The organism is Lederbergia lenta NBRC 16444 (genome assembly GCF_001591545.1).
Classification (GTDB): Bacteria; Bacillota; Bacilli; order Bacillales; family Bacillaceae_C; genus Lederbergia; species Lederbergia lenta.
In genome coordinates this window covers 118,706-136,964 of the sequence record NZ_BCVC01000004.1, presented here as the reverse complement: position 1 = coordinate 136,964, position 18,259 = coordinate 118,706, and the positions used below count along the sequence as shown (strand labels likewise).

Sequence of the window (18,259 nt, the reverse complement as noted above, 5' to 3'; positions counted from 1 at the left end):
CTAACCAAGCCTCCATCTTTTATTCTCTTCCTCCTCATTTTTAGCAATTATTCACCCTCGGGAAAACTTATTTTTCGTATTCCCCCCATATTTTTAGTAGAATAAAAATATTGCTCCAATAAGAAGGAGGTCTTTATGATGGAAGTTATCAATATAGAAAAAGTTCAACATATAATCAATCAATTTGCGGGTGAAAATGTGTATATCCATTTGGAAACAACAAATGGTGCTTATGCTTCTCATCAAGACGAATCTTTTTTTTCAGCTGGTGCATATATTCGTAATGCTGAAGTTTGTTATGAGCACGGAAAGATTATTGGGAACGGTCCGTATCGCGTAGGATTGAAGCTACAAATTGGCTGGATTTACGCGGAAGGACTTACACATTTTGAAGTGGATCATTTAGGAAGATTACTGCTAGCAGGTCACGGAAATGATGGAAAACTAGCAGTTGCTCTTGAAATAAGTAAAACACCGTTTGAATAATTAAAAGGAGCTGATACCAATGGAAAAAGAGCGCCGCGTGTTAGTCGTGTTTCCCCACCCTGATGATGAGGCTTTTGGGGTATCAGGCACGATTGCCGCTTATATACAACAAGGAGTGCCAGTTACATATGCTTGCCTGACACTTGGTGAAATGGGTAGAAACCTTGGTAATCCTCCCTTTGCTACGAGAGAGTCGCTACCTAAAATTAGAAAAGCCGAGCTTGAAGCGGCCGCTAAAGCAATGGGGCTTACAGACTTACGCATGATGGGTTATCGAGACAAAACACTTGAATTTGAAAATGATGAAGAACTTGCAAATATGGTATTTGGTTTGATAGAAGAGCTGGATCCATCGCTTATTATCACATTCTATCCAGGATATTCTGTTCATCCTGATCATGAAGCAACCGCTAGAGCAGTTGTCCGCGCCGTTCGGAGATTGCCAAAAGAAAGCAGACCAAAATTACATTGCGTGGCATTTTCAAACAATCATGAAGCGGAGATTGGGCCAGCAGACATTGTCTATGACGTGAGTGCTACTTGGGAACAGAAGCTAGATACATTGAAAGCCCATATCTCTCAAACTGCCTGGATGCTTGTCGAGTTAGAAGAACAATTAACTAAAAATAGTCCGGATTTAATTGCCCGTTGGCACAAAGAGCGTTTTTGGACTTATGATTGGGAAAAAGATAAAGTCTTATAAAGCTGATCTGAGAAAATAATCTTTTACTCACCAGAAAAGACCAAAGCAGCCAAGTTAACTCGTTTGCTTTGGTCCTTTTCTAATTTATGTCTAATTACAGGCGCTAGGGCTCGGGTCATAAGTTTGCCAGAACACCTTCTCATCAGCTAGTCTTATGCTCGTCGCCCTAAGTGAGCGCCTTCCGCTTTTCTTATAGGCTATTCAAATAGTTTATGCTAATTTCAATGCTCTCAAAAGGTGTGCGACGTGTTGCATCTTGTTCAACTACAAACCAGGATACTCCGATTTCTTTTCCTGCTTCAAGTACTGCTTCAATATCAACGCCGCCAGTACCCAGTTCTGCGAAAAATTGCTCTTCATCTACTGTCATATCTTTTAAATGAATAAGCGGTGTACGATCTTGATAACGTTTAATCCATTCCACTGGGTTTTCTCCAGCTTTTGTCAACCAGTAAACATCTGGTTCCACTTGCACATTATTTGCACTCGTATCATCAAAGATAGACTCTAAAGCCGTTCTGCCATCAGATAGACGTTCTAATTCAAAATCATGGTTGTGATAGCAAAGTGTGATGCCTTCAGTACGACATGTTTCACCTGCTTTTTCTAAAAATGGAATAAGTGCTTGATAATCTTCTTCGCTTCGTTGATCTGGTAGTAAATATGGGCAAACGATATATTGGCTACCTAATACTTTTTGGTCCTCAATCACTCGTGCTAAGTCATTTTTCAAATCATCCAACGGAACATGACTGGATGCAGCCTTAAGACCAAGTTCATCTAATAATGCCCTTACTTCTGTTACAGGTAAGCCGCCATAACCTGCAAATTCCACCCCATCATAGCCAAGCTCTGCAACTTTTTTCAATGTGCCTGCAAAATCTTTCTCACTTTCTTCACGTAAAGTAAACATTTGTACTGCTACTGGAATCGTTCTCATTTTTCTTCCTCTTCTCTATAATGTATTATTTCAACTCAAATTATCTCATTTTCGCTTCTAACGAATAGCGCTTTCATAACGAAGTTTCATTCTTTTTTGCTGTACAGGAATTTCTAACAACGAGATTACCTTCCAATCTATCAAGTTGTCCTACCCCATTATTTTGTATCAAGTTTATTAATCTATCTACAGCCAGGATTCCTTGCTCTGAGATGGGATTGTTTACCGTAGTGATAGGCGGATTATAGTATTCGCTAATCTCAATATCATCAAAGCCAATTACACTAATATCTTCTGGTATCGAAAGACCTTCAGATTGTAAGGCTTTCATGCATCCTATTGCACTTGAATCATTCCCAGCAAAAAAAGCATCCGGTAAATCCTTACCACTATTAATAAAAGCTTTTACAGCATCGTAACTTGCTTCCTCTTCAAAATCTCCATATAGAAGGTGATCTGTTGAGAATGCTAGACCAGCATCCTTTAATGTATCCTGAAATCCTCGAAACCTTTCTATATCATCGTATATATGACCAAAACCTTTTATATAACCAAGTTTTTCATGGCCAAGTTGGATGAGATATTCTGCGACAACTTGTCCACCCTTATACGAATTAAAAACAACACTGGACATTACTTTGCCTGTTTTTTCCCTATCTAAAAAGACAATTGGAATATTTGCCTTTCCCAATAAATCTTCATGTGTTTCAGAAATAAATTCATTGGAAATAATGGCACCATCTACTCTTCTACCTAAAATATTACTAAGCGCATTTTGATCGTTCTTAGTAATGAAGATATTCAGTTCATATCCATTCTTTTCACACTGCTTATAGATAGCATCTGTGAGTGTACCATAATATGGACCTGTCATAGTGGTAATAAAAAGACCAAGTACCTTTGTACGGTTCGACTTCAGGTTTCTCCCGTTTATATTCGGGATATAATTCATTCGTTTTGCTACGTTAAGTATATGTTCCTTCGTATCTGGGTGAAGCACATCCACACCATTTAATGCATTAGAAACGGTCGAAATTGAAACACCCGCTTCCTTCGCTACATCTTTTATCGTAACTTTATGATTAATTATGATCTCCTTCCCCATAATAAAAACGTTTTTATTACTGGAAGAATACCATTACATCTATTTACTGTCAACCCTGTTTTTAACAACTAAATTACTAACTTGTATGAAAACAAGTCGTATCACAGGTTACAGACTTAATAGCTTTCCAGAGAAAAAGCGGTTAATCTTTCATGAACTAGATTCGTATAAAAGAGGCAGTCCCATATGATATAAATAATGACTTTTATGAGACTGCCTCTTCTATTTTTATTTTCGTTGCAAAGAAAGACTTTCAAGCCTCCCTAGCTATAGTATGTATCTTATTTAATTCCCTCTATGTCCTTATTCTATATCTATTTCCAAGTCTTTATAATAATATTTCATATCCTTGTCATTAATTTCCCTAATTACCCTGCATGGACTGCCAACTGCCACGACATTGGCAGGTATATTCTTCGTCACCACACTGCCAGCACCAATAACTGTATTTTCTCCAATATGTACACCTGGGAGTATGACAGAGTTTGCTCCTATCCAGACATTATTTCCTATATGAATCGGAACATTGTACTGTGCCTGTTTGCTCCTTAACTTTGGGTGTACAGGATGAGTCCCAGCTGAAACCGTAACATTTGGCCCAAACAAAACATTGTCACCAACAAAAATATCGCAATCGTCAACCAAGGTCAAATTGAAATTAGCATACACATCATTGCCAAAATGCACATTTCTCCCTCCCCAATTGGCATGCAAAGGTGGCTCGATGTAACAATTTTCTCCTATTTTAGCAAACATCTTCTTTAGCATTCGATTTCTTTCAGCCTGTTGGCTTGGACGGGTACTATTAAAATCATACAGCATTTCTAGATATCCCATCTGCTCTGTCATTAAAGATTCGTTGTTGCAATAATAGAGCTTTTGATTATTCATTCTTTCTGTAATTTCTTTAAGTTCCATATTCTTCCCCCCCTTTTCTTGAGATTATTATTGCATCATATTTACATTATACTAAATTTGCTAATTAATATAATATTTCATCTAAAAACCGTAGGTACAGAAATATATATTCTAATACCAACTCTCCATTCATTTCATGAAACACTTTCTCCCGTTCATTATCGATATACGACGTCAGCAAACCTTTCTCTTTATTCCTTTGGAACCAAAGGGTAGAATTTAACCCTTTTTCACTAATTAGGTTATATCAAAACATTATTTATGCCCCTATGGTCGATTTTAATTTTCATATGCCATATTTCCTTTTAAATGAGTGCATTTCATCCTTTTGGCAATACTAATTTGATCTAAACATGATTCGTGGGAGGTGAATTTTAAATGGGTAAAAGCAAAAAAAACTTCAGAGGGAAAGAATCTTCTAGCAATAAAGGTAAGAAGGCAACGAGTGTAACTCCTCAAGGTTACGGTGATACTGAATTCGCTGAAGAGCCAAAAAGCAAACTCGAAAATGCTGCTAAAAAGAAAAACACTAAATAATCATTCATTTTATACAAATTTATAAACAGCAAATAAGCCGCTCTCTTTCCGAGACGGCTTATTTGCTGTTGTTTATTTATTTTCCTTCAAGTGCTCTTAAAATTGCCTGAGCAACACCATCTTCATCATTGATAGCAGTAACATATTTAGCTACATCTTTCACTTCTTGCTCTGCATTGCCCATTGCAACAGAGTGACCAGCAATTTTTAACATCGACATGTCATTATAATTATCCCCTAGGGCCATTGTATCAGCGAGGGAAATGCCTTGTTCTTCTGTATACCTTTTAAGTGCATTACCCTTTTTAGCTTCGTAATGCATGATTTCAAGGTTATTACGTCCAGAAGAAGTTACCTCAATCCCATCGATTGATTTTAAGCGTTCGCTTACTTCAATCAATAAATCTTCATCCATTGAAAAAGCAAGAAATTTATAAACATGGCAGTCTGCCTTTTCAAAAATAGGAGCATAGTCATCAATAACATGAATTAGCCTTTGTTCAAAGCGCTCATTTGCTGATGAACGAATTTCCTCCACATCTTGAGAAGGATTTGCAGTATGATAAATATCCACAATAGCTTGGATCCCTTTTTCACGGTCCGTAGTATATGTCCCATCTTGGGTATATAATTCAAAGTACATATTGATCTCTTCAAAGACTTTCGTGATTTTTGCTGATGTTGAACCATCTAAACCAACGGAAAAGCTCACATTCCCCTTTTGATCACGAATTTCTCCACCATTCACACAAATCGCTGGGCATTCTAACCCTGCTTTATCCAATACATAACGGACCTCATTATATGCTCTACCTGTTGCTACTAGGAAATCGATTCCTTTTTCCTGAGCAGCCTTAATTGCCTCAATTGTTACTTCACTAATTTCTTGGTTCGCATTTAACAGCGTCCCGTCCATATCTGATGCAATACATTTAATCAATTTGTTTTAGCTCCTTCTACTTCGGGGTAAACGCCCATCATATTCTTCATAAGTCTAACTGAAAAAACGCTCCATTGCAATGAAACGTATCTAATTACAATGTTTACATATAATTAATATGGGTATTAATAACCAGATATGGAAATGGGTCTAGCCATCGCTTTCGGTTCATAGACAGGTGTGCTTTAATAGTACTCATACTAAAAATATAGAAGAGGTTTGTTGGAAGGGGTTCACATGGGTAAAGGAAGTAAGGCCGTTTATAACAATTCAGTATTTTGGGTTTCAACTGTTTTTATTACGATCGTTGTACTATTTGGAGCAATCTGGCCGAGTAAATTTGAGAAGGGTGCTTCTGCTGCTTTTGATTTTACTACATACGCGTTTGGCTGGTTTTATTTATTAGCCGTATTATTTTTTGTATTATTACTAATATTTCTAGCACTCAGCAAATTTGGCAGAATTAAGTTGGGACCAGATGGGTCTAAACCTGATTATCCATTCTTTACATGGATTGGCATGTTAATGTCATGTGGACTTGGCATCGGCCTCGTGTTTTGGGGAGTTGCTGAGCCAATGAGCCATTTCTTTACAAGTCCATTTCAAGGGACAGATGATCTCACTCGTCAAGCTGCTCGAACAGCTATGGGTTATTCTTTCTTTCATTGGGGTATGAGCCAATGGGCAATCTTTGCAGTGGTCGGATTAGCTGTTGGTTTTTTTCAATTTCGTAAAAATGAAGATGGATTAATTTCCACTACTATAAAGCCACTTATACAAAAACGTCGCAGTAAAAATACGATAAAAAAAGTGATTGATACATTAGCAGTTATCGCAACCGTAGTTGGTGTTGCTACCTCATTAGGACTTGGGATCATGCAAATCAATGGTGGTCTAACAAATGTATTTGGTTTTAATAACAATATTGTTACCCATCTTGGCATCGTCGCAGTTATGCTAGTATGTTATCTTCTATCTTCCATTACTGGGCTTGATAAAGGGATAAAATGGCTTAGTAATTTTAATCTTGCTTTAATTTTTATCGTGATGCTATACGTGTTTATTACTGGGCCAACAGTCTTTATTCTTAATACATTTACCCAAGGACTTGGCGATTATGTTACGCATTTTATTGAGTATAGTTTGCGCCTATCCCCTTATACAGGAGATACATGGGTACGCGAATGGACCATTTTCTATTGGGCTTGGACGATCGCATGGTCTCCTTTCGTTGGAGCCTTTATCGGCAGGGTTTCACGCGGAAGAACCATTCGTGAATTCGTCATGGGTGTCTTAATTATCCCGCCACTCATTTCATTATTATGGATCGCTGTTTTCGGTGGTACAGCATTACATATGGATTTATTTAAAGGAACAAATATTGCTTTGGATGTAAATAAGGATGTCACATCTGCATTGTTTTCTACATTTAACCAATTGCCACTTAGTTATCCATTATCTATTATGGCGATCATTTTAATCTTTACTTTCTTAGTTACTTCTGCAGATTCAGCTTCTTATATTCTCGGAAGTATGACAACAAACGGTATGTCAACTCCACCTATTATTGTTCGTGTCATTTGGGGAATTTTGATTGCAGCAATTGCAGCTGTTCTAACAATTGCTAGCGGATTAGAAGGATTGCAAACTGCATCACTTGTTGCAGCATTACCATTTACCGTTATTTTAGTTCTGATGTCCATTTCTATCATAAGTGGAATAAAAAAGGAATATCGATTAACTAGCAGAAAAAAGTGACTATTGAATACAGAGAAAGCCAGGGAGAAATCAATTCTTTCTGGTTTTTTCTGCACCCTCTATCATCAGGGGATTTTCAATGGAATTTGCGAGATGATTTTGACTGCTTACTGGCTGTGCAGGACGTTTTACAAGCCGTCACCGGATGTTTACTGGCCGTCGCGTGAGAATTACAGGCCGCTGTACGATATTTACAAGCCGTCCTAGCGTATTTACTGGCCGTCGTGTTCTTACAGGTTAAAATGAATCAGCTAAAGGTGCGGGATTACATAGGTAGATATTTGCACTTACTAGCCATCAGGTGTGAAATACAAGCCGTTGAACAACTTTTATTTGCCGTGATGAAGTATTTACTGGGGGGCACAAAAAATATGCAATAGAAAAAGGTGAATCAAAAGATCGTCAATTAAGGATCTTAGATTCACCTTCTTCGTTTTTTATTCTTGTTTTTGCAAAAATGCTCTGATCATGAAAAAGCTAATCTCATTAGGCAAGAGTTCTTTGATAGGTGTTAATCTATCCGTTTCTGCTTCAGTCACGGCCTCAGCAATTAATGATTCATATTCTGTGGGGATAAATGCCCCCCAGTCTATCTCTTTTCCCTCGTCTGAGCATTTAATTAGATGCCCTTCAATCGTACGCTCAGCCATGTCTCGCTCTGCTGCTATTTCAGAAACCGTTAATCCTGTTTGTAACATTTGATAGGTAGTGTGATGACTTGGTTCTTTACCATTATCTTTATTTGAGCTTACCCGCTTTTCTCCACTTCCTATTTGATTCAGTGTTTCGCTTTTTTCCAAACCATTCTCATCGCAATAGTCATTGATTACCCCAAGGAAAGATTCACCATACGCTTCCAACTTCCGCTCCCCTACTCCCTTAATTTGCAGAAGCTCTTGCGCATTCCTCGGTAAAAATGCACTCATTTCCCGTAATGTCACATCAGAGAAGATAATGTATGGAGGAACCTTTTCAGTCTCAGCAATTTCTTTCCTAAGCGATCGTAATTTTTCAAATAACGCGTTGTCTTCCACGATTTGAGCAATATGAACTTTCTCTTTACGCAAAACCGGTTCGTTTCCGCGGAGAACATTTCCCGATTTTTCCGTCAGCATTAAGACAGGATAAGCGCCATCAGTTGGCTTTAAATACCCCTCTGCTGTTAAAAAATCAATAAATTCATTCACATCTTTTTGTGTCTTATCTTTCATAATTCCATATGTTGATAACTGGTCCAGTCGAAACCCTTTGATTTTTTTATCCCCAGAACCGGTCAGTACTTTTGTAATCATTGTTTTTCCAAATCGTTCGTTCATACGCCGAATGCAAGATAGAACCATTTGCGCTTCAACTGTCGCATCTACTTGCTCACGTTCATCTGTACAACTTCCACATTTCCCACATTCCGGCGCATTTTCCTCACCAAAATAGTGGAGAATATATTGCTGTAAACATGATTCTGTATGACCATATGCAACCATTTGCCTCAACTTAGCATATTCATTTTCTTTACGGCCTTCGTCCATATCTGATTGCTCAATTAAGAATGATTGAATATGGGTGTCCTGAGGAGAAAATAGTAATATACATGCACTCTCCTCCCCATCACGTCCTGCTCTTCCAGCTTCTTGATAATAAGCTTCCATATTGCGAGGGATATGATAGTGAATAACAAAGCGCACATTTGATTTATTAATACCCATACCAAAAGCATTAGTTGCGACCATGATCGTCGTATTATCATATAAAAATCTTTCTTGATACACATTACGCTCTTTCTCTGATATTCCTGCATGATATTTACCTGCCGCGAATCCTCTAGCTTCTAAAAAGTGATGAATACGATCTACTTCTTTTCTCGTTGCTGCATAGATTATCCCCGCTTGCCCTTTATTTTTTTCAAGGTAATCAAGCATATAACTGTCTCTATCTTGACCTTTTACAACTTGAAAATGCAGATTTTCTCGTGCAAACCCAGTAATAACTGTATTTTGTTCTTCAATATGCAGAAGCTCACAAATGTCATCACTCACATGTGGTGTCGCTGTCGCAGTCAATGCCAAAACGGTTGGCCTTGGCTGAATTCTACTAATTAATTGTTTGATATTTAAATAGCTTGGTCTAAAATCGTGACCCCATTGCGAAATACAATGTGCTTCATCGATTGCGATGAGGGATACGTGAATGCCTTCAAGAAGACGCAAGAATGATGGGGTTTCCAGTCGTTCTGGTGCAATATAAACAAGCTTATATTCACCATTGTAAATATCAGCAAGTCGTTGTTGCATTTCTTCACCTGTAATCGCGCTATTAATATATGTTGATGGGATACCTGTTTTCTCCAAAGCATCCACTTGGTCTTTCATTAATGATATTAATGGAGATATAACAATCGTTACACCACGTAGCAACATCGCGGGAACCTGATAACAAACTGATTTCCCTCCGCCAGTTGGCATGATACCAAGTGTATCTTTGCCATCCATGATTTTTTGAATAATATCTTCCTGCCCTTTTCGAAACTGGTCGTAACCGAAATGAGTGTGCAGCAGGCCTCTTGCCTTTGTTAGCAATGGACAAACCTCCTGATCTTAGATATACCTATTATAGCAAAGAAGAGAGAAGAAAAGCGGATAAAAATACTGCCATAAGCAACAGCTATCATTCATAAAAAAATGCTAGACTGATTCATCATAGTGAATCAATCTAGCATCTTATTTCATTTTAGCTCCCACTTACTGAGATCAAATGTCTCTATTTGATCACTATAGAAAGTAATACATTTGTCATTTTCTTTAGCAAAAAATCTCGCTGTACATACTTCCTCCCCGTCGTTTAAAAATATTTCAATAGAGGATGTATCTAGAAAAATATGCAATTTGTGTAGTTTCTCCAAGGCACATCGGCGAAATTCTTTCTTCCCATCTTTAAAATTTTTCCGCTCTAATGTAAATAATTGCTCTGTACTATGATAGCTTATTTTTATATTGTCTCTGATCTCCATTTCAAAAATACCTGCGATAGAATCATTAAAATCAAGTTGCATTTCCAATGAATCACCTTGTATGTCTGAAAAATTCTTTACTATTCCAGCTTCTAAGCAAACCGCTTTGTATCTCACTTCATTTTTACGTAAGGCCTTTAACTCTGTGGCTGGCTTTTGATATATTTTATTGTTCACAATCTTTAACTCTCTAGGAATCGTCAATGCATGAATCCAATTGTGTTCAATAGTTGGTTGATATTTTTCCATTTCATCCGTAATACCCATCCAGGCAATAAGCAATCTTCTGCCTTCACTATCCAACGTTGTTTGAGGTGCGTAAAAGTCAAATCCGCGATCAAGCTCTGTAAATGTTCCATGTTGAAGCCTTTTCGTTTGCGGATCAAGCTTACCAATAAAATATCCAGATTGATACAAATTATGGAAGTGATCACCTTCCGGTTCAAGCCCCTGAGGTGATACAATGAGCACATCATGACCATCTAGCTGAAACAGATCTGGACATTCCCACATATATCCAAATTCCTCCAGCTCATTCATCTGACTACCAGCTGCTGGACCAAGAAACTCCCACTCAAATAAATTATCTGACCGATAAAGTACCGCTTCACCCTCATGTTTGAGATTTTGTGCGCCGAGTACCATCAGCCATTCATTCCCTGATTTCCATACTTTCGGATCACGAAAATGAGCTGTATACCCTTTAGGTAAATGGATAACTGGGCCTTTTTTTTCAAATGAAATGCCATCCTCAGACACTGCCATACATTGATATGTGGATCGTTCACCATTATCTTCTTTTACATTTCCGGTATAAAAGAGATACATTTTCCCATCATGTTCTATTGCACTTCCCGAGTAACATCCATTCTTGTCATACCACTGATCTGGAGCGAGCGCAATTGGTTCCGTAGTCCAATTTACCAAATCCGTTGAGGTAAAATGTCCCCAAAACTTTGCTCCATGAGCTGTTTCAAATGGATTCCACTGATAGAAGACATGATAAACTTCATCTATTTGAATGAAACCGTTAGGATCATTCAACAAGCCAACCAGAGGCATGAGATGAAATTGAAGTCTGTACATATCTGATGCTACCTTTTGCTGTTCTTGCTCTACCCTCCGATATGCATCTTCAACAAGATTATTAATCTTAGTCATTGCTAAATCTCCCTTTTAACATTTTAAATTTAAGCTTCATTCGTTTGCTCCAGTTGTTTATCCGAATAGCCGAACATCCATGTCAACACAAAAGCAACGGCTATTGCAACTAGATTAACAAGTATATACAGAAGGATTTGACCATTTAAAAATAATAAGGTCCCTGGAATAACTGTGATCGCCATTCCAGATGCTTTTAATCCGAAGATGGATGCAAGAAATCCCCCGGCTCCTCCGCCAATTAACCCCATAATAAATGGTTTCATGTAACGTAAGTTGACACCGAAAATAGCAGGTTCTGTGATTCCAAGAAATGCTGAGAATGAGGAAGGCAGTGCAAGAGCTTTTAATTTTTTTGACTTCGTTTTCAAGCCAACAGCAAGTGCTGCTCCTCCTTGTGCAGCTACAGAGCAAGTAATAATCGCATTATATGGGTTATTTCCGAAACGCTCTAATAGTTGAATTTCCAATAAGTTAAATACATGATGTACGCCTGTGACAACAATAACTTGATTCAGTGCACCAATTAGTAACCCACTTAATCCCAGTGGCCAAGATAGTACGGAAACAGTTACATTTAAAATAACCTCTTCAAGACTGTGAAATATTGGACCAATGACAAATAGTGCAAGTGTACTCATAATTAATAGTGTTAAAAATGGAGTCAAAATTAAATCGAGCGCTTCAGGCACTCTTTTGCGTATCCACTTTTCAAGCTTTGCTCCAACTATACCTGCAATAAAAGCTGGGAGTACGGATCCTTGATAACCAACTACCGGAATAAAACCCATAAACATGATTGGAGTCACATCTCCGCCAGCAACTGCCCAAGCATTCGGCAAAGCTGGACTGACAAGCATTAATCCTAAAACGAGCCCAATAATTGGATTTCCACCGAAAACTCTAAATGTGGACCACGCGACTAAAGCAGGTAAAAAGATAAATGCGGTATCCGTTAATATCTCAGTAAACAAAAGAAAGTTATCAGATATATCTGCAGGCGATAAACCGAATAAACCAAGGATTTGTTCCTGCATGACAAGTCCACGTACCCCCATAAACAAGCCTGTTGCTACAAGCGCTGGAATAATAGGTACAAATACATCACCGAAGGTTCTTATTGCACGCTGAAACCAATTTCCACTTTTGCCAGCTTCTTTTTTTAATTCATCCTTTGTAGAACTTTCCAAACCAAGCTTCGTAACCTCTTCATATATTCTATTCACAGTTCCAGTTCCGAAAATTACTTGGTATTGGCCTGAGTTATAAAAGGCCCCTTTGACTTTATCCACACTTTCTACTTTAGGTTGATCAATTTTATCCTTATCAACTACCATAATTCTAAGTCTTGTTGCACAATGAGCAACAGAAGCAATATTTTCTTTCCCACCAACCGCTTCCACTAATTCTTTTGCAATTTTATTGTTCTCTGACATAGGTTTCCTCTCCTTTTATATTATTTTTTTAAAAATAGGGAATCGATTCCACAAAACTAAAAATAAAAATGAAGGCGTTTAAATATCTCACCCTCATCATAAACTATCTCTTTCAATAAGTCTAAAATCAAGCACCAATTTATTGAAATTTGGTTTTTCTGACTTAAGTAGCTGTAACATAAGCTTCGCTGCTTCTATACCAGCCATCTCATTTCGATACTCGATTGTCGTTAAAGCCGGATCAATAAACTTAGATGTTTCGGACGAACCTATCCCTGTAACTGAAATATCAGTGGGTATCTTCCACCCTTGTTCCTTAATGAATTTCCATACCCCTAATGCCATTCTGTCCGTAGCAGCAAATACGGCATCAGGCCTAACAGAAGAGCTATCCATTATTCTTTTCATCGCTTCATAACCCGATTCGATCGAAAAGTCGCCCACCTGTATCCATGATTTCTCCATAAGAAGTTGATGTTCTCGCATCACATCGAGATATCCCTTTTTCCGCAAGAATCCAACTGCCCTGTCTGCTTCATCCACCCCTATAAATGCAATATTTCTATAACCCTTTTTCACCATTAACTCCGTCAACGATCTTGCAGCGCCATAATCATCAAATGTAATGGAAGGAATATCGGGAAATTCTTGTCCCACTAAAACTACTGGAATTTTCATTGATTTTATTTCATTTAAAAGATTACCATCTGTATTCGTAGCAAGTAGAATGATCCCATCAACCTGCCGACTTTGCAGCAATTTTAAGTACTCTATTTCCTTTTCCTTATCCAAATTCGTATTCGCCAACAAAATTTGATATCCCTTATTAGCAAATATCTCATTCATCCCATTCACAGTACGGCTAGATGTATCTGTACTGATTTTCGGCAAAATAACTCCTATTACTTTTGTTTTCTTGGTGCGCATCGCTTTGGCGTGCTGACTCGGTACATACCCAGTTTCCTCTATTACTTGCTGTACAGCTATTCTAGCCTTTTCACTTACATAGCCAGAATTATTCAGTACTCGGGAAACGGTTGTCCGTGAAACTTTTGCAAGTTCTGCGATGTCTTTAATCGTAATCAAACATTTCACCCGCTTCTAATTTTAAACATCGTTATCTATATTATTTTAATACACTTTTTCAAGACTACAAGCCCGAGAACAAAAACGTTCACGTCTTTTTAGTGACATCACGGCGAAGTTAGACGCCAATATTTTGTTTTTAACAAGAAAAAAACCTTCAAGTTTAAACAAGAAGGCTAATTATTTATGCTCGCTTGCAAGCTCTTGTAATTCATCGTCCATCTCAGACAAAATTTGAGCAAGATAAGAATGGTTTGTCACTTCAGCGTATATTTCTTCAAGTTCATCTTGATAAACTTTTGCTTCTGCAAGGTACTTCTTACCAGCATCCATGTGCTTCCGGTATGCTGATTCAATTTTTGCAATTTCAGTTGCGAATGTTTCGTCTGTCCCTGGAGCTATTGTCAATTCATACATATCAATTATTTCATCACCTGGTCGAGATGGAAAATACTCATGTGGTTTCGTACTATCAAATATAGCCCAACCTAATGCACGGACAACTACCATATCAAGACTTTCCGGATCAAATCCACAATGGTATACTTCTATATCATATCCCCTTAATTTTGCCTCCTGAACGATTTTGCGTAAAAACGTTGATTTCCCTGTGCCCGCTCGCCCCTTCAAAAAGTATCTTGCTTTTAATTCCTCCGTAATGTTATCAACATAATCTATTGGCCCTTCAGGGGTCGCCGCTCCAAGAAAACGATGCTTTGTATCTGATTCCCTTTGGCAAGTCTTTGTTTCCGGGAATAGATCCGCTATACTTTTGTGTATCGTTTCATTCGCTTTTTCAAAATCCATTTGATTTATATATATTCGTTCCCAGTCATCATGGACCCGAAGACCTTCTGCGTATGCTTGATAAGCTTTATCGAAAGCCACTTCCATTTTTTCAATCAATTCGCTTATTTCATTCTCACTTTTATCAAGATTTGCCGTTCGCGAGGCCTGATCCATATCAATCGTTTCCCAGTGAGAACCAACATACTCTTTTCCGATCGTCCTTGGTAAATCGCCATCGATAACAGCAAAACTAAGTGTGCGAATAATCAACCCTTCTAATCTTTGGTAATCGTTCGCTCGGTGTATGACCTCTATTGTATAGCCTGCCTCCGTCCACTTTTCCAAAAGCTGTTCAATTATATATGACTTTTCTCTAGAGGATTTTCCCGATAAAATAAAGACCCTATCAAGATCTGCAAGGTTTGAATCATATAAATTATAAAAGCCTTGAGTAGTATTTCCGCCTGCAAAATATCGCAGTATTCTTGTTCCCATATCGTCACCTCTCGTTAATCCATCGTTCTATTTAACTTATGCGCCTATGCTTGGCAATGTACATTTCAGGGGTGTTCTCATATTTCAATCTTTTCCTAAGTCCTTCTGTTATATCCAATTTAAGTATATGAAATTGCTCCGTGACAAGGCTTTCCCTTAATGTATTACCTTTCTTCTATACTCATTTGGTGAGATTTCATTATATTTCTTAAAGGCCTTTGAAAAATGGGAGTAATCAATATAACCAACAGCATCCGCTACTTCATAAGATTTAAAATAAGGATTTCCTAATAATATTTTCGCCTTTTCCATACGCATTTTTGTAAGATATTGAACAAAGCTTGATCCAGTTTCTTCTTTGAAAGTTCGGCTGAAATATGCAGGCGAAAGTTCTACATAATCAGAAATTAATTGTAATGATACGTTTTCATTATTAAAGTTTTCATTTATAAATTTAACAGCCTGAATAATTTTAGGCGAAAGATTTGTGAGTGGATCTGGAGCATTTCTTATTTTTCCATTCACGTCATCTTTTGTTTGTAATTTTTCATTTACTCTTTTAAGTGCTTTGAGTACTAGTTCTACTTTAACTGGTTTTAATAAATAGTCTATGGCTCCTAATCTCAATGCCTTTTGTGCGTATTCAAATTCTCCAAAACCTGATACGACAATAACTTCTGTCTGTTTACTTTCTTTATGCAACATCTCTATTAATTCCAAACCATCCATCACAGGCATTCGGATATCAGTAACCAATAAGTCAGCTTTAAACTCCTTAACTAAATCCAGTGCTCTACTACCATCATCCGCTTCACCAACAATTTTAAAATTAAAGGGAGAGCTTTCGATCATTACAGCTAGGCTTTTCTTTATCATATATTCGTCATCTGCAATTACTACCTTAAACATATTAGTCATCTCCATCTAAAAGAATTATGTATAATATCTTTTATTGTAGATCAGGACTATCGTAGGGAAGTTTTATCTGGATGGTTGTTCCCGCTATATCTGATCTCTTAATATAAATACCATATGGAGCACCAAATGCTAAACGAATCCGAAAATGAACATTCCATAAACCGATTCCGTTCGATAGCATCTCTTGATTAACTTGATTCATTTGTTCTAAATCACTTATATCAAAGGCACAATTGTATTTATTTAAGCGTGAAGATGTCATCCCTTCGCCTTTATCTACTATCTCTAAAAGGTAATAATGTTCACATGATTCTCCAGTTATCTTTAAATAGTTTGGTTTAATTCTTTTTGACTCATATCCATGTTCGAATGCATTTTCAATTATAGGTTGCATAATAAGCCTAATTGCACTGACCTTCGAAGTAGGAGTTTCGTCGAATAACCATTCTACTTTTAGATAGCGATATCTTTCTTGCTGAATTTCAATAAAGTTTTTACTATTTTCAATTTCTTTATCTAAAGAAACTCTATAAGTATTCCCTTGAACCGCATACCTAAAAATATCTGCCAGGGCAGTCGACATGCGACTAATGGTCATTTCGCCATTAACAATGGCGTGTGAATTTATTATTTCAAGTGTGTTATATAAGAAGTGGGGATTTACTTGAAACTGCATAGCTTGAAGTACCGCTTCCCTTTGTTTTAATAACACTTCCTTTTCCCTAAGTTCAGATTTATGTACAACCTCAATTAATCTTTCCATCTCCTCAACCATTTTATTGAAGCTTCTATTTAATTTGCCAATTTCGTCTTGTTTTCCTTCGTTAATTCTTACTGTCAGATCACCTATTTCCGCTTGTTTCATTTTTGTTTGCAAATTTGCAAGGGATTTTATTATTTTAATAGAGAATGAACCGATAATAATCAAAGCAAATATCGTTATGAATAGGATAGAGGCGACTGCGGTATTTCGTAAATTTATAAGATCGATAATTAATTCTTTCTTAGGTACTTCAGCAATGGTAATTAGATCAGTTAAAGGAGAGTGACTGTATGTTATTATATTTTCACTTTTAGTACCCTTTTTAACTAAAGATCCAGTGGGCTGACTTAGGAAATTTTTTAATTCTTCTTTCGAGATGTTCTTTCCTATTTTATTTTTATCGTGGTGATAAAGGATTAACCCGTTTGAATTAACGATGGAAGTATTCCCTGACTCCCCCAAATGTACCTCACTGATAATTTTCAATAATTGGTTTAGATTTATATCAATTAATAATAAACCTGTAGATCGGTAGGATGTAGTATCTATTAATTTTCTAGCAATTGTTAATACAGGCTTCTCCGGATTGCTAATCCCCATGATTTTATAATTATCATCTTTAAGGTCTTTTCCACTATAAAGATGGTTACTTGTTGTCCCATAGCTTGTTATCTTCCGACCATCCTCCGAAACGATTGAAATGCCAGAAATATCCGGTCTGCTCAATCGTATATTTGGGAGTACCTCATTTCCTATCTTCTTATGAAGATAGAAACGGTTATATTGATCTTCTGGTTCAACTTCTAGTAACTGTTGAATCAAGGGATGCGTAAATACAGGCAATGTTATACGTTCTAAATCTGCAAAGTAATAATCAAGATGATTATTCAATTGTTGAACATATTGAATACTGGATTGTGTCGCATTATTTTCAATTGCAATTGTAGACTTGTTATACCAGTAGAAGCCATACAAAGTAAAAGGAATGCATAATGTTAAAATGATCAACCAAGTAAGCTTCGTTTTAATTGATAAGGAGCCCAATATAACAATTCTCCCTCCATAAATAACCCTATAATTTTATATAAAACCATTCTAATTTCTTTAATCCTAACTACTAATTATCACTTCTATTATAATCTAAAAATTTCGCATTTTGCATAAATACTAATGCTACTTAAAGGAAAATACAGATGGCAGGAGAAAAAGAGGATGAGACG

15 protein-coding genes are annotated in these 18,259 nt (G+C 37.1%); 4 read left to right on the top strand and 11 right to left on the bottom strand.

The genetic code is table 11. From position 1 onward, the window contains the following. Positions 1-138: 138 nt before the first annotated feature. Together BLE01S_RS14680 and bshB2 are read left to right on the top strand one after the other, a co-directional pair. The gene (locus tag BLE01S_RS14680) at positions 139-486 is read left to right on the top strand and encodes a YojF family protein (protein ID WP_066143787.1); all 348 of its coding nucleotides are present in this window, start codon (positions 139-141) and stop codon (positions 484-486) included. 19 nt (positions 487-505) lie between these two features. Further along, on the top strand, positions 506-1,189 hold the full coding sequence (bshB2, locus tag BLE01S_RS14675) for a bacillithiol biosynthesis deacetylase BshB2 (RefSeq protein ID WP_066143784.1): 684 nt from the start codon (positions 506-508) through the stop codon (positions 1,187-1,189). A gap of 190 nt (positions 1,190-1,379) precedes the next feature. On the opposite strand, the gene BLE01S_RS14670 is transcribed toward bshB2, so the two are convergent. The 3 genes from BLE01S_RS14670 to BLE01S_RS14660 all read right to left on the bottom strand — a co-directional run bounded on the left by BLE01S_RS14670 (position 1,380) and on the right by BLE01S_RS14660 (position 4,152). After that, complete coding sequence (locus BLE01S_RS14670; RefSeq protein ID WP_066143782.1) at positions 1,380-2,129, bottom strand: sugar phosphate isomerase/epimerase family protein; 750 nt, start codon at positions 2,127-2,129, stop codon at positions 1,380-1,382. A 73-nt stretch (positions 2,130-2,202) separates the two neighbouring features. Further along, positions 2,203-3,234: a LacI family DNA-binding transcriptional regulator gene (locus BLE01S_RS14665; RefSeq protein WP_066143779.1), complete on the bottom strand. Its 1,032-nt coding sequence runs from the start codon at positions 3,232-3,234 to the stop codon at positions 2,203-2,205. 303 nt (positions 3,235-3,537) lie between these two features. Then, positions 3,538-4,152 (bottom strand): sugar O-acetyltransferase, encoded by a 615-nt coding sequence (locus BLE01S_RS14660; protein ID WP_066143777.1) that lies wholly within the window; start codon positions 4,150-4,152, stop codon positions 3,538-3,540. A gap of 378 nt (positions 4,153-4,530) precedes the next feature. Here BLE01S_RS14660 and sspL point away from each other — a divergent pair, with 378 nt between their 5' ends. Continuing rightward, entirely contained in the window at positions 4,531-4,689 is a 159-nt protein-coding gene (gene sspL / locus BLE01S_RS14655; protein ID WP_066143774.1) for a small, acid-soluble spore protein L, read from the top strand. 76 nt (positions 4,690-4,765) lie between these two features. Here sspL and BLE01S_RS14650 read toward each other — a convergent pair whose 3' ends face one another. After that, positions 4,766-5,629 carry a Cof-type HAD-IIB family hydrolase gene (locus BLE01S_RS14650; RefSeq protein WP_066143771.1) on the bottom strand — a complete coding sequence of 288 codons (864 nt, stop codon included), beginning with the start codon at positions 5,627-5,629 and terminating at the stop codon, positions 4,766-4,768. Positions 5,630-5,866: 237 nt separating this feature from the next. Between BLE01S_RS14650 and BLE01S_RS14645 the strand changes: the two genes are divergently transcribed. After that, positions 5,867-7,387 carry a BCCT family transporter gene (locus tag BLE01S_RS14645; protein WP_066143769.1) on the top strand — a complete coding sequence of 507 codons (1,521 nt, stop codon included), beginning with the start codon at positions 5,867-5,869 and terminating at the stop codon, positions 7,385-7,387. A gap of 437 nt (positions 7,388-7,824) precedes the next feature. Here BLE01S_RS14645 and recQ read toward each other — a convergent pair whose 3' ends face one another. The 7 genes from recQ to BLE01S_RS14610 all read right to left on the bottom strand — a co-directional run bounded on the left by recQ (position 7,825) and on the right by BLE01S_RS14610 (position 18,083). Next, positions 7,825-9,960 carry a DNA helicase RecQ gene (gene recQ / locus BLE01S_RS14640; RefSeq protein ID WP_066143766.1) on the bottom strand — a complete coding sequence of 712 codons (2,136 nt, stop codon included), beginning with the start codon at positions 9,958-9,960 and terminating at the stop codon, positions 7,825-7,827. Between the two features lie 146 nt (positions 9,961-10,106). Next, entirely contained in the window at positions 10,107-11,552 is a 1,446-nt protein-coding gene (locus BLE01S_RS14635; protein WP_066143763.1) for a glycoside hydrolase family 32 protein, read from the bottom strand. 29 nt (positions 11,553-11,581) lie between these two features. Beyond that, a complete protein-coding gene (locus tag BLE01S_RS14630; protein WP_066143761.1) occupies positions 11,582-12,988 on the bottom strand; it encodes a sucrose-specific PTS transporter subunit IIBC in 1,407 nt (468 codons plus the stop codon). Positions 12,989-13,084: 96 nt separating this feature from the next. After that, positions 13,085-14,083 carry a LacI family DNA-binding transcriptional regulator gene (locus tag BLE01S_RS14625; RefSeq protein WP_326255471.1) on the bottom strand — a complete coding sequence of 333 codons (999 nt, stop codon included), beginning with the start codon at positions 14,081-14,083 and terminating at the stop codon, positions 13,085-13,087. Between the two features lie 171 nt (positions 14,084-14,254). Then, positions 14,255-15,358 (bottom strand): PRK06851 family protein, encoded by a 1,104-nt coding sequence (locus BLE01S_RS14620; protein ID WP_066143756.1) that lies wholly within the window; start codon positions 15,356-15,358, stop codon positions 14,255-14,257. Positions 15,359-15,514: 156 nt separating this feature from the next. Beyond that, a complete protein-coding gene (locus tag BLE01S_RS14615) occupies positions 15,515-16,267 on the bottom strand; it encodes a response regulator transcription factor (protein WP_066143753.1) in 753 nt (250 codons plus the stop codon). A gap of 40 nt (positions 16,268-16,307) precedes the next feature. After that, positions 16,308-18,083, bottom strand: coding sequence for a sensor histidine kinase (locus BLE01S_RS14610; RefSeq protein ID WP_066143750.1), 1,776 nt, complete (start codon positions 18,081-18,083; stop codon positions 16,308-16,310). Positions 18,084-18,259: the final 176 nt, after the last annotated feature.